Source organism: Xenorhabdus stockiae, assembly GCF_002632825.1.
Taxonomy (GTDB): Bacteria; Pseudomonadota; Gammaproteobacteria; order Enterobacterales; family Enterobacteriaceae; genus Xenorhabdus; species Xenorhabdus stockiae.
The window spans coordinates 64,335-76,859 of sequence record NZ_NJAJ01000014.1 but is presented as its reverse complement, the minus strand read 5'-3'; the positions used below and the strand labels follow the sequence as shown (position 1 = coordinate 76,859).

The 12,525-nt window shown below is 40.8% G+C and carries 12 protein-coding genes and 3 tRNA genes; 5 read left to right on the top strand and 10 right to left on the bottom strand.

All coding sequences use genetic code 11. The features are described 5' to 3' along the window. Positions 1 to 16: 16 nt before the first annotated feature. The gene (locus Xsto_RS08935) at positions 17 to 244 is read left to right on the top strand and encodes an ogr/Delta-like zinc finger family protein (protein ID WP_099124817.1); all 228 of its coding nucleotides are present in this window, start codon (positions 17 to 19) and stop codon (positions 242 to 244) included. A gap of 379 nt (positions 245 to 623) precedes the next feature. Here Xsto_RS08935 and Xsto_RS08930 read toward each other — a convergent pair. The 10 genes from Xsto_RS08930 to Xsto_RS08885 all read right to left on the bottom strand — a co-directional run bounded on the left by Xsto_RS08930 (position 624) and on the right by Xsto_RS08885 (position 7,084). After that, positions 624 to 710: transfer RNA gene (locus Xsto_RS08930), tRNA-Leu, on the bottom strand. Positions 711 to 716: 6 nt separating this feature from the next. Further along, positions 717 to 790, bottom strand: a tRNA-Cys gene (locus Xsto_RS08925). 4 nt (positions 791 to 794) lie between these two features. Beyond that, positions 795 to 870 (bottom strand) — tRNA-Gly (locus tag Xsto_RS08920). Positions 871 to 1,012: 142 nt separating this feature from the next. Further along, entirely contained in the window at positions 1,013 to 1,561 is a 549-nt protein-coding gene (pgsA, locus tag Xsto_RS08915; RefSeq protein WP_099124816.1) for a CDP-diacylglycerol--glycerol-3-phosphate 3-phosphatidyltransferase, read from the bottom strand. Between the two features lie 56 nt (positions 1,562 to 1,617). Next, entirely contained in the window at positions 1,618 to 3,450 is a 1,833-nt protein-coding gene (gene uvrC, locus Xsto_RS08910) for an excinuclease ABC subunit UvrC (RefSeq protein WP_099124815.1), read from the bottom strand. Positions 3,451 to 3,496: 46 nt separating this feature from the next. Beyond that, positions 3,497 to 4,138, bottom strand: a complete 642-nt coding sequence (uvrY, locus tag Xsto_RS08905; RefSeq protein ID WP_099111615.1) for a UvrY/SirA/GacA family response regulator transcription factor — start codon at positions 4,136 to 4,138, stop codon at positions 3,497 to 3,499. A 323-nt stretch (positions 4,139 to 4,461) separates the two neighbouring features. Next, entirely contained in the window at positions 4,462 to 4,863 is a 402-nt protein-coding gene (locus tag Xsto_RS08900) for a GFA family protein (RefSeq protein WP_099124814.1), read from the bottom strand. A gap of 143 nt (positions 4,864 to 5,006) precedes the next feature. Then, complete coding sequence (locus tag Xsto_RS08895; RefSeq protein ID WP_099124813.1) at positions 5,007 to 5,384, bottom strand: hypothetical protein; 378 nt, start codon at positions 5,382 to 5,384, stop codon at positions 5,007 to 5,009. Positions 5,385 to 5,495: 111 nt separating this feature from the next. Further along, positions 5,496 to 6,281 (bottom strand): thioesterase II family protein, encoded by a 786-nt coding sequence (locus tag Xsto_RS08890; RefSeq protein ID WP_169926616.1) that lies wholly within the window; start codon positions 6,279 to 6,281, stop codon positions 5,496 to 5,498. A gap of 197 nt (positions 6,282 to 6,478) precedes the next feature. After that, a complete protein-coding gene (locus Xsto_RS08885) occupies positions 6,479 to 7,084 on the bottom strand; it encodes a histidine phosphatase family protein (RefSeq protein ID WP_099124811.1) in 606 nt (201 codons plus the stop codon). Between the two features lie 445 nt (positions 7,085 to 7,529). Between Xsto_RS08885 and adiA the strand changes: the two genes are divergently transcribed. The 4 genes from adiA (at position 7,530) to Xsto_RS08865 (ending at position 12,455) form a co-directional block, all read left to right on the top strand. Next, positions 7,530 to 9,812 (top strand): arginine decarboxylase, encoded by a 2,283-nt coding sequence (gene adiA, locus Xsto_RS08880; protein WP_099124810.1) that lies wholly within the window; start codon positions 7,530 to 7,532, stop codon positions 9,810 to 9,812. A 3-nt stretch (positions 9,813 to 9,815) separates the two neighbouring features. After that, positions 9,816 to 11,144 carry an arginine/agmatine antiporter gene (adiC, locus tag Xsto_RS08875; RefSeq protein WP_099124809.1) on the top strand — a complete coding sequence of 443 codons (1,329 nt, stop codon included), beginning with the start codon at positions 9,816 to 9,818 and terminating at the stop codon, positions 11,142 to 11,144. Between the two features lie 272 nt (positions 11,145 to 11,416). Continuing rightward, on the top strand, positions 11,417 to 11,845 hold the full coding sequence (locus tag Xsto_RS08870; RefSeq protein ID WP_099111438.1) for a universal stress protein: 429 nt from the start codon (positions 11,417 to 11,419) through the stop codon (positions 11,843 to 11,845). A gap of 172 nt (positions 11,846 to 12,017) precedes the next feature. Continuing rightward, entirely contained in the window at positions 12,018 to 12,455 is a 438-nt protein-coding gene (locus Xsto_RS08865) for a universal stress protein (RefSeq protein WP_099111437.1), read from the top strand. The last annotated feature ends 70 nt before the right edge of the window (positions 12,456 to 12,525 follow it).

Here is a 12,525-nt window from a genome sequence, read left to right as displayed (position 1 = left end):
TTGAGGTACTCACATTATGATGAGATGCCCCCTTTGCGGCCATGTGGCCCACACACGCAGTAGTTTTGAACACACCACCGAAACCAAAGAACGCTATAACCAGTGCCAGAATATCAATTGTGGTGCCACGTTCGTCAGCCATGAAACGTTTGTCCGCTGGGTAGCTAAGCCTACGTTAGTTGAATTTGCTCCACCACATCCTGAGAAGGGGCAGCAGACGGTCATGTGCTTTGATAGCCCTTAAAATCATTAGCCCCTGTTAGCAAGGGGCTATATTTTTATCTTCCTGCCACTGACAAAGAAAATTTTTTTTTGCGTCGCCACTTCATCGCCATTTTGTCGCCACTTTTCATTTTTACGGTTTAATCTTTGTGCTGAACAATAATTATTCATAAAAGATGTTTTTTTATTCACTGAAAATATTTTAAAAAAATAGAAAAGTCAGGCTGTAGAAGGGGATAAGAAGCGGGATAAATGATATTGGATAAATAACCAGTGGTGCCGAGGTGCTGCCAATCTGCTGCCAATTGTGAATTTTCGTGCACTAAAAACCAAAGAAAAAAGCCACCTTGCGGTGGCCTTTTTTATTCCCCAACTCACTGTTTTATCAGCAAGTTTTTATTTGGTGCCCAGGGCGGGACTTGAACCCGCACAGCCTTACAGCCGAGGGATTTTAAATCCCTTGTGTCTACCGATTTCACCACCTGGGCTAAATTTGGAGGCGCGTCCCGGAGTCGAACCGAGGTTGACGGATTTGCAATCCGCTGCATGGCCACTCTGCCAACGCGCCTTTTTGGAGCGGGAAACGAGACTCGAACTCGCGACCCCAACCTTGGCAAGGTTGTGCTCTACCAACTGAGCTATTCCCGCCTTTTCAAACCGCTTGATTTACTTAACTTATTTCGTAAACCTCATGTGCCGTTCGATGCGTTGCATTCTACTTATTTCCCGAAATGAGTCAACACAATTATTTATAAAACTCGTTCGTTCGATGATTTTTGCATCATTTGGATCAACTTTCACGCAAATCAGACCATGCGGCGCTCAAATATTGAAACATTGACCAGAATGTCAGGATTGTCGCAGCGTATAATAAGATGAAACCACCGATTTCAAGTTCAGCGTTTGGACGCCATAGCAAAGCAACCAATGCTGCCATTTGTGCCGTTGTCTTTACTTTACCCATCCATGAGACAGCGACACTGCTACGTTTTCCTAATTCCGCCATCCATTCCCGAAGGGATGAGATGATAATCTCTCGCGCAATCATGGTTGCTGTCGGTAATGTTATCCACCAAGTATGATAATGCTCTGCCACCAGTACTAATGCAGTGCCTACCATGACTTTATCAGCAACAGGATCCAGAAATGCGCCAAAGCGTGTTGTCTGTTTCCATAAACGGGCAAGAAAGCCATCAAACCAATCTGTCGCCGCAGCGATCACAAAGATGATGGCACATAACATCGGCGCCCATTGGAAAGGCAGGTAAAAAGCCAAAACAAAGAATGGGATTAAGGCAATACGAAATAGAGTAAGCCATGTTGGAATATTTAATTGCATAATGCTTAGTAACTATCTGGCCAAGTGAAGTTTATCGGTATGGTGCATCAAGAATCTTAGTGTTTCAACGCATTATAAATTTTTTCTGCCAGTGAATAAGAAATAGACGGTACTTTTGCGATCTCTTCAACACTTGCATTACGTAAAGGTTGTAACCCTCCCATATATTTTAACAGCATTTGCCGACGTTTTGGTCCGATTCCTTCGATAGATTCCAGTGTACTGGTCTTTTTTGCTTTTTCCCTACGCTGGCGATGACCTGTAATTGCGTGATTGTGAGACTCATCACGTATATGTTGAATGACATGTAAAGCAGGTGAGTCAGGAGGAAGTGCTATTCCTTCATCTTCTATGGAGAAAAATAGCGTTTCCAGCCCTGCTTTGCGGTCACTGCCTTTGGCTACACCAATAAGTTTAGGATGCCCTTTATCCCATTCAACGTCTAACGAGTGAAAGACTTCTATTGCCTGCTTTAATTGACCTTTACCACCATCAATAAAGATGATGTCAGGGATTTTTGCTGAATCAATAGCTTTGCTGTATCGACGGCGTAATACCTGATTCATTGCAGCATAGTCATCTCCTGCTGTGATTCCGCTTATGTTATAGCGCCGATACTCTGAGCGTAAAGGGCCATTACTGTCGAATACAACACAGGATGCAACTGTCTGGTCTCCCATAGTATGGCTGATGTCGAAGCATTCCATCCGGCGGATTTTTCCGATGCCTGCAAATTCAGCAAGTGCTGCCAGACGTTGATGAATTGTCGATTGCTGGGAAAGTTTGGTTGTTAATGCAGTAGCCGCATTGGTGCGTGCCAGTTTGAGATAACGAGCCCTGTCTCCTCTGGGGCGGGGCTGGATATGTATTTTTCTGCCGGATAATTCAGAAAGAGAGTCTTCCAGCAACGCTTTTTCCGGTAGTGAAAAGTCCAGTAAGATTGCGGTTGGTAATGTTCTGTTCTGGCTACCCTGAAGATAAAATTGCCCGAGAAAAGTCTGTACGACTTCATCTAATTTGGTATCTGTCGGAATTTTAGGATAGTAACTCCGGCTCCCCAGAATTTTACCTTGCCGGATAAATAGAACATGAACGCATGCCATGCCTGCTTCAAAGGCAACACTGATAGCATCCAAATCATCTCCTTCGCCAGAGACAGATTGCCGTTCTGTGACTTGTCGCACAGCCTGAATCTGGTCGCGGTAGCGTGCTGCATCTTCAAAGTGAAGCTGTTTGCTTGCGTTTTCCATTCTTTTAACGAGTTCAGACAATACCTGTTGATCTTTACCAGACAGAAATAAACGAACGTATTCTACTTGTTGCTGATACTCTTCATCCGTGACAAATCCTTTGACGCATGGAGCAAGGCAGCGACCAATCTGGTATTGCAGGCAAGGCCTGGATCGATTTCGATATACGCTATTTTCACACTGACGAATGGGAAATAATTTTTGCAGAAGTGCTAGTGCGTCACGTACTGCGTGGGAGTTTGGGAATGGCCCAAAGTACTCTCCCTTAGCATGTTTGGCTCCGCGATATAGAGTCAGACGGGGATGGGTATCACCACTTAAGAAAATATAAGGATAAGATTTATCGTCCCGGAGCAATACGTTGTAGCGAGGCTGGTAAAGTTTGATGTAGTTATGTTCAAGTAGCAGAGCTTCTGTCTCTGTATGGGTGATAGTGACATCAATCTGAGAGATATTTTTCACCAAAGATTCTGTTTTTCGGCTGCTAACCTGCACCCGAAAATAGCTGGAAAGCCGTTTTTTTAAATCCTTAGCTTTGCCGACATAAATCACAGTCCCGGTTGCATCATACATTCTATAAACACCGGGTTGGCTGGTTACTGTTTTTAAAAATGTTTTTGAATCAAATTGCTCTGCCACGATTTACCACCCATCACCGACTCATTTTATCATCCACTATGATTTATCATATTGGGGCATCAAGTAAACCACAGCGTATCGCTATATGGGTTAATTCTACATCACCCTTGATATTTAATTTGTTGAACATTCTATAGCGATAGCTATTAACGGTTTTCGGGCTCAGGTTAAGGAGTGCTGATATTTCATTCACTTTCTTGCCCTGAGTGATCATTGTCATAATCTGCAACTCGCGTTCAGAGAGATCATCCAATGGGTTCTCTTTTTGTGGAGATAGCTGGTCGAGGGCCATTTGTTGGGCGATATCAGGAGAAATGTAGCGTTGCCCGGCATAAACACTCCGGATAGCGTTGATCATATCCTGAGGTGTAGCGGCTTTACTTAAATAACCCCTGACACCAGCCTGCATAACTTTTGTGGGTAGAGAGCTTTCGGTATGGATGGTCAACATAATGATCCGGGTATCAGGTGAATAGCGAATTATTTTTTTCGCAGCTTCAAGGCCTCCTATACCGGGCATTCCCATATCCATCATAACAACATCTGTACTATTGGATCTGCACCATTTAATAGCATCTTCTCCGCTACCGGCCTCACCTATAACTTTAATTCCCCGTACATCATCAAGTATGCCTTTCACGCCAATGCGAACCAGTTCGTGATCATCAACTAACAAAACATTAATCAAACAACTTCTCCACCAACGTAAGACCTACTTTCGATTTTCAAGTCACCTGTTGTTTTCCAAGTTGCAACATGATTGCCATCGCTTGAAATCCATCGGGTATAAAACATTTTATCTAATGAGGGCAACATTATACTGGTATTAGCAAGAAACAGAAAGAAATTGTTACATATCAACAAAATAAATATAGAAATAATTATTTCCACGAGATTTGTTTGCGATGAAAACTATTTATACTGATTTCAACAGGGAAGGGGAAATATGAATTTTACGTGAGTATAGAAGTTGATAAATAGTATGAGAGGAGTTTCCCCTCATACAAATAGTTAACTAAACAAGTTAAGAATATCTTGTTTGGTTAACATTGGCGTTTTTTCAACAAAATTATAATAGCTGGGCTTGCTATCGATAAATACTTGATTAGATAATTTTCCAGAATCACTATTTTCAAATAGGGCTACTGGAACATAATAAGTGCTGGGGTGATGTAGGTGATAAAAAAGATGAGTTCCACATTTTTTACAGAAAGCTCGTTCTGCCCACCCTGATGAGGGGTAAATTGCAATATTTTCATCTCCTGTTATCTGTAAATCATTTTTGCATTCTACAGAGAGAAATGGCCCTCCGCCCCAATTTTGGCATGTTTTACAGTGGCATGCATTGATATTATCAATAGGATCATTGGTTTTTAATTCTACTGCACCACACAAACAACGGCCTTTATTCATTGTATTACCTATGTGTTTAAGTATTTAAGATAAACGTTAGTAATAAAATCTTATATCAAATATAGTTGTTGTTTAACGATTTATTTTGTTTAATATGCCATGCTTATCACAATTATTGATATTAAAATCATAAAGAGAAAGCGTTATGGTTTATTTTCCTTTTTTTTATTATCGCTTTCATCATCACCATCATCAATATGCCAATTGTGAAGAATACGGTGAACGAATGGTGTTACTACTAATCCGACCGCAATAAAAAATATGGCCTGTAGAAATAACCCATAAATAGCAGCGAAATATTTCCCCAGTGTGCTGGTTGGTTGTATATGCAGGGTCTGTGTGCCAATCATTGAAACAGAATTTAACAGTGCATCAGGTATTGCATGGCTTTCAATGAGAAAAAAACCTAATACACCGGGAATAATGCCAATTAAAAAAATAGCTAGCGCATGTAAAAGGAAACGAAGTATTCGCAGGAGAAAACGATCCAGACTAATTAATTTATCAGTAAATTTTTCCATGCCGGGGACTCCACTAATAAATTTTTATAATTGTACGTTGGTTTTTATTTTTATCAATATTAATTTACGGGCACACATAGATAATGTGAAGCCCGTAATTTTTGTATCGTTTTAATTACCTGATAAAGTTTTAAATGGTCGTTTGGATATTTTGGAGTTAATTATCTTTGATAGAGCATCAATAACCAGATCATGATTATCATCAATAAAGAAATGACGGCCCTGAAACAAAATAACATTTTTATCCTGTTCGAATAAATCAAACCAGGAATAAAGTTCATGCTCAGCAACCAGCGGGTCATCGGTTCCGCCAAATACTGTCAAGGGGCAAGCGAAAGATTCTGTTCCGATATAGTAATACTCTTCTGAGATCTTAAAATCTGCTTTTATGGCAGGTAAAATCAGCGAGAGTAATTCATCATTCTCAAGAATTTGCTGATTTACGCGGCCGAAATCCTTCAATGCAATTGCAAATTCTTTGTCGTTTAACGAACTTATTGGTTTGCGAATGGCAGAAACCTGTGGCCCTCTGCTGCCGGAAGCAATAAATTCAATGGGTAATGGTAATGATTCTGCAGCGATTTTTCTTAACAGTTCAAAAGCTACCCGGCTTCCTAAGCTATGCCCTAGAAATATATATGGCTTATCCAGCAGTGGTTTGATGTTGGTATATATATCCTCAACCAGATTTTGCATATTGTCATAAGGTTTTTCTTTGAACCTAGCCCCCTTACCCGGAGGTTGGCTGACTAAAAATTCAACATTTTCTTTGATTTTTCTGGCAAAAGGAACAAAAGTTGAGTTACTCCCCCCAGCATAAGGGAAGCAAAATATTCTGATTTCTGGGTTAAAAACCTGACTGAGGTTAATAAAGTATGGCGAGTATTCGTTGTGCACAATAGAATCCCATTGTTATTTTTTAGATACCTTAAAATAAAGGACTTTCACTATTACTGTATTTTCATTAACAGAAAGCTACTGTCTTTGGAACATACTATCGAATATTAAAATACAATGCTTTTAGGGTTTTTTGTTATAGTCCTGAGGTTTTATGGAACAAGACAGCCGGGATGTTTCTACAACTATGTTTTTATTTAAAATAAATGCGTTGCAACACCCCAGCGAACCACATGAATTTTCTCATTTTTAACATCAATAACAGAGTAACTACAGTTTTGGTGACTATATCGTGTTGTTTCCTCTTGTAAATTACCGCCTTTTAGTTGCCATAACAGGGATTGCAGAGTACGGCCATGTGTAACCAAGCACACCGTAGCATGACTATTATTTGTTGCCAGGTTTTGTATGTAACTGATGGCTCTTTGTGCTACTTCAATTGTGGATTCGCCTTCAGGTATAGTTACCGTTGGATCTCCGGCAAAAAGCCTTGATGTGATGTCAGGGTAGTGATAATCGGCCTGTGCAAAGGGTAATCCTTCTAATATCCCAAAATTTTGTTCACATAAATTTTCATTCATTTCCATCCCGCAACCAAAATAATCTGCTAAAACCTGACCTGTCGTACAGGCTCGACCGGAAGAAGATGAAATCACTTTGCTGATGGGAAAATCTTTTATTGCTGACAATAATGAATTTATCTGTCGGAAACCATTCTCAGTCACAGGGCTATCAAGACGTCCCTGAAGAATTCTTTCTATATTCCATTGAGTTTCTGCATGCCGTATTGCAATGATGCGCATTATTTCTTCCTTACATTTAATATCACTAAATTTATCTATAAATAAAATGAATTAATACTGCAAGAAATTAGGAAAATAACTAATTTCATATGGGCCTTAAAAAATAAATATTACCAGATTTTTGTTTATATTTTTACTGATTATATTATTAATGGTGATTAATTGGATGGGGTTTGTTGAATTGCACTATGAAAAATAACCACTATATTTAATCAAAGTAATTTTAAACTCAAAAGCTTATATGTTCACAAATAGTTATTTGATGTGATTAAATCATCAATATTGATGTTACGGTTCATACAGCATCGTGAAAAAATTGACGCAAGACCATAAGTGATGACAGCCGTTTAATTTTCCTGATTGTGTCAACCATCCTATGGGTAACCGCTAGAGAATACTAAGTCTATTTTTTATTTCGTGTAAAGATAGAATAAGGAAAAACGTCATGAAGGTATTGATAGCAAAAAATGAGGTGGGTACAAAGCATCATAGTCATTATATTGAAAACGCAATACATCGCTTGGCAGATAAATTAATTGAACGGGATGTTGAAGTTGTTATTGCGGACTCTTTTGATGATAGCTATACGATAATTGCCGCTAATGAACCCATTGATTGCTTAATGGTTAGTTGTGCATTGATGGATGATGATTTATATCAGCAGATCCAAAAATTACTGAATAAGTTATTTGAGCGTCAGGAAGATGTACCGGTATTCTTATTAAGTGATCGGGAAAAGGCGGTCTTTTTACTGGACCATGCGATGTTGGAACAATTAACTGAATTCGCATGGATACTTGAAGATTCCTCAGATTTTATTACGGGCAGGGCTATTGCTGCGATGCACCGTTATCGTCAGCAATTATTGCCGCCATTAATGTCAGCTTTGATGAATTACAGAAAAATCTATGAATATTCATGGGCTGCACCGGGGCATCAGGGAGGAGTAGGTTTTAATAAAACGCCTGTTGGTCGTATTTATCATGATTATTATGGAGAAAATCTTTTTCGCTCTGATATGGGAATTGAACGATCTTCTTTGGGGTCATTGTTGGATCACACCGGAGCATTCGGCGAGAGTGAAAAAAATACAGCCAGAGTGTTTGGTGCCGATCATTCGTATTCTGTTGTAGTCGGAACATCGGGTTCTAACCGAACTATTATGCAGGCCTGTATGACAGAAGATGATATTGTCATTATTGACCGTAACTGTCATAAATCCATTGAACAGGGGCTGATCCTGACAGGCGCAAAGCCGGTTTATATGCTACCAAGCCGTAATCGATACGGTATTATCGGCCCGATTTATCCGCAGGAAATGGAGACAAAAACACTCCAGAAAAAGCTGAAACAGAACCCGCTGACCAAAGATATGGTGAAGAAAAAACCTGTCTACACTGTGGTGACAAACTGTACTTATGATGGCGTTTGTTATAACGCCAAACATGTACAAAACCTGCTGGATAAAAGCGTTGATAGAATTCATTTTGATGAAGCATGGTATGGTTATGCTCGTTTTAATCCTGTCTATCATGACCATTATGCCATGCGGGGTGATCCCAAAACACATAAAGGGCCAACCGTTTTTGCTACACATTCATCCCATAAACTCTTGAATGCACTATCACAGGCCTCTTTTATCCATGTGCGAGATGGCCGTAATCCGATAGATTTTTCAAGATTTAACCAAGCCTATATGATGCATGCGACAACGTCACCTCTGTATGCGATCTGTGCTTCAAATGATATTGCTACTTCAATGATGGACGGTAACAGTGGTTATTCGCTTACTCAGGAAGTTATTGAAGAAGCAGTCGATTTTCGTCAGGCATTAGCACGTTTGTATCGGGATTTCAGTAAAAAAGGTGACTGGTTCTTTAAACCGTGGAATCAGGAGCAAGTGACAGATCCTGCCACAGGCAAGAAAATGCTTTTTGCGGATGCGCCGCGGGATTTGCTGACCACAAAACAGAGCTGCTGGACGATGAACCCTGGTGACAGTTGGCATGGGTTTGAAGATTTGCCAAATGACTGGAGTATGCTTGATCCCATTAAAGTCAGTATTCTCACTCCGGGTATGGGAGACAACGGTAAATTATTGAAACAGGGGGTGCCGGCAGCACTGGTGACAGCATGGTTAAGCCTGCATGGTATAGTTCCGACGCGTACTACAGATTTTCAGATCATGTTCCTGTTTTCAATGGGAATTACCAAAGGGAAATGGGGCACATTACTTAATACCCTGCTTTCATTTAAACATCATTATGATGCTAATACGCCTTTGAGTAAGGTATTTCCTGATTTAGTCCACGACTATCCGGATGTCTATAGCACGTCAGGAGTAAGAGATCTAGGCGACAAAATGTTCGCTTACTTACACAAAAATAACCCCGGTGAGAAACTGAATCAGGCATACGCGATGCTGCCTGAAGTTGACATGATACCTAGGGCAGCCTATCAGGCGATTGTGACCAATGATGTGGAATTGGTCGCGCTCGATAAACTTCCTCATCGTATTGCCGCGAACTCAATTATTCCTTACCCACCCGGTATTCCTATGCTGATGTCAGGGGAAAACTTCGGTGATAAAAATAGTCCGCAGATTAGCTACCTGCATGCATTGCAAAAATGGGATCATGAATTTCCCGGCTTTGAGCATGAAACGGAAGGGACGGAAATCATTAATGGTATCTACCACGTTATGTGCGTAAAGCGTAAGGGAAAATAAATTATGGCTACAGTTGCGGAATCAACAAAAGTGGGTTTGATCCCCGTTACATTAATGGTAGCGGGAAATATCATGGGGTCGGGTGTTTTTCTACTGCCGGCGAGTCTAGCGGCAACAGGAGGAATAGCAATTCTTGGATGGCTGGTTACCATCATTGGTGCCGTCGGGTTATCCATTGTCTATGCCAAGATCTCTTCGCTGGATGATAGCCCCGGAGGTTCTTATGCTTATGCAAGGAGAGCTTTCGGGCCATTTTTAGGTTATCAGACTAACGTCCTTTACTGGCTGGCCTGCTGGATTGGTAATATCGCGATGGTTGTGATTGGAGTAGGTTATATCAGCTACTTTTTTCCTATTCTGAAAGATCCGGTTATTTCAACATTTACCTGTATAGCAATACTATGGATATTTGTTTTCCTGAATATTATTGGGCCTCATGTCATTACCCGAGTTCAGGCGGTCGCAACAACTCTGGCTTTGATCCCGATTGTCGCCGTTGCTGTATTTGGCTGGTTTTGGTTCAACGGTTCAACCTATATGGATGCCTGGAACGTTAGCGGCATGAACGCATTTAGCGCCATTCAAAGTACCTTAAACGTAACGTTATGGTCTTTCATCGGTGTTGAAAGTGCTTCAGTTGCTGCTGGTGTCGTTAAAAATCCCAAACGAAATGTACCGATTGCCACGATTGGTGGCGTGTTAATTGCTGCTGTGTGTTATGTCTTATCCAGCAGTGTGATTATGGGGATGATCCCGAACGCGAGTCTGGTTATTTCATCTTCGCCATTTGGTGATGCTGCCCGTTTGGCGCTGGGGGATACAGCCGGCGCAATCGTGGCATTCTGTGCAGCAGCAGGCTGTTTGGGGTCATTGGGGGGATGGACATTGCTTGCTGGTCAGACGGCAAAAGCCGCAGCTGATGATGGTTTATTTCCTAAAGTCTTTGCCAAAGTGAACAAAGCCGGAACACCGGTAGTAGGTCTGTTGATACTGGGTGTTTTAATGACTGTTGTCCAATTCAGCAGTATCTCTCCTAATGCGGCAAAAGAGTTCAGTCTGGTTTCATCTGTTTCAGTGATTTTTACCCTGATACCTTATCTTTATACCTGTGCGGCGTTATTGTTACTTGGTCACGGTCATTTTGGTCAGGAAAAAGGGCGTTATATTGCGATTACATTCATCGCCTTTGTTTACTGTATCTGGGCTGTAGTGGGTACAGGAGCAAAAGAAGTTGTCTGGACGCTGGTGGCTATGATGGTCATCACAGCCATGTATACCTTTAACTACAATACGAAACACCCGGCTCCTTTTCCGTTAGAGAAAAAAGATTAACCTAATTTATATTTAAAAAGGTGCTGCATATCAGCACCTTTTTTGTTTTATTTTTTAGGCTAAACTGATTTCGTTAATACAATATATTGCAGGCTGGGGGGATATAGAACTCCAATATATATTGAAATCCACTGAATATAACTATTTGTTTATTAGCCTGGTTTAACCCTAAGATGTTGAGTTGTTAGACAACTCACAGTAAGTAGTACCGGATCTTAATATACTCGTAGAATCAGCTAATTTAGGTAGTTGAGTTAATAGGAGCGTGCATTATGTACAGAACTATTTTATTACCGGTAGATATCTCTGAGGATGAACTGACAAGCAAAGCTGTTCACTGCGCGCTTAACATAGCCAGAGAAACAGGTGCTAAATTACATATTTTACATGTATTGCCCATTTCATCCGCGATTATTAATGCTTACGCATTAGGCTATATGGAAATTAAAGATAAAGCGACTATTACTGCTGAGAAGGATCTGGGCAAGCTGGTTGCTTCCATTGATCTACCTGCTGAGCGTATTAGTTACTCTATTGCTTTTGGTTCACCAAGAGATGAAATCACTGCCACGGCTGATGAGCTGGGCGCTGATCTTATTGTGATTGGTTCAAGGCGGCCGAATATTACTACTCATTTACTGGGCTCCAACTCTGCGGCAGTCGTCAGATATGCGAAGACGTCCGTATTGGTTGTGAGGTAGTTATCTGAATTAACTGTTGCAGCTTAGCGGCTATTAGTGGTTTTTGTTGTGGTTTCACTAATTGTAAAAACGTAATGGTATAGCGGCTATACCCCACGCATTCCAAAATGTAGTCAGAAAAAGGCTACGGCTTGGAAAACGATGGGAAATATTCGATTACAGGGGAGTAAATATGTATAAAACGATTTTGGTTCCAATAGATATTGCTGAAGATCACCTGACTGACAATGCACTCAAGCATGCGGAGTTTTTGGCAAAAATTTCTGATGCAAAGGTTCATCTGTTTCACTCGGTGCCTGATATTTCGAGATTTTCTGTAAGCTATAGCTATCATTATGATTTACTGAGCGCCTTTGCGAAAAAAGCCATTGCAAATTCCGAAGAGGAACTCAAGAAAGTTGTAGAAAAAATCAACTTACCGAAGGATAAAGTATCATTTTCCGTCGCCTTTGGTTCACCAAGAGATAAAGTGCTCTCTACTGCCCGTGAAATCGGGGCTGATCTGATCATTGTCGGTTCACGCAGGCCTGATATTTCAACTCATCTACTGGGTTCTAACGCATCGGGGATTGTGGGGTACGCGAATATTTCCGTATTAGTTGTTCGTTAAGCTAAGTTGCACCAATATTTATTAACCCCGTCAGATATTTTTATCTGGCGGGGTTAATAGTCAATGGCAG

Coding starts and splice junctions, on each gene's coding strand:
- Xsto_RS08935 (WP_099124817.1), top strand. CDS start 17: ATGATGAGATGCCCCCTTTGCGGCCATGTGGCCCACACACGCAGTAGT.
- pgsA (WP_099124816.1), bottom strand. CDS start 1,561: ATGCAATTAAATATTCCAACATGGCTTACTCTATTTCGTATTGCCTTA.
- Xsto_RS08900 (WP_099124814.1), bottom strand. CDS start 4,863: ATGAATAAAGGCCGTTGTTTGTGTGGTGCAGTAGAATTAAAAACCAAT.
- Xsto_RS08895 (WP_099124813.1), bottom strand. CDS start 5,384: ATGGAAAAATTTACTGATAAATTAATTAGTCTGGATCGTTTTCTCCTG.
- Xsto_RS08885 (WP_099124811.1), bottom strand. CDS start 7,084: ATGCGCATCATTGCAATACGGCATGCAGAAACTCAATGGAATATAGAA.
- adiA (WP_099124810.1), top strand. CDS start 7,530: ATGAAGGTATTGATAGCAAAAAATGAGGTGGGTACAAAGCATCATAGT.
- adiC (WP_099124809.1), top strand. CDS start 9,816: ATGGCTACAGTTGCGGAATCAACAAAAGTGGGTTTGATCCCCGTTACA.
- Xsto_RS08870 (WP_099111438.1), top strand. CDS start 11,417: ATGTACAGAACTATTTTATTACCGGTAGATATCTCTGAGGATGAACTG.
- Xsto_RS08865 (WP_099111437.1), top strand. CDS start 12,018: ATGTATAAAACGATTTTGGTTCCAATAGATATTGCTGAAGATCACCTG.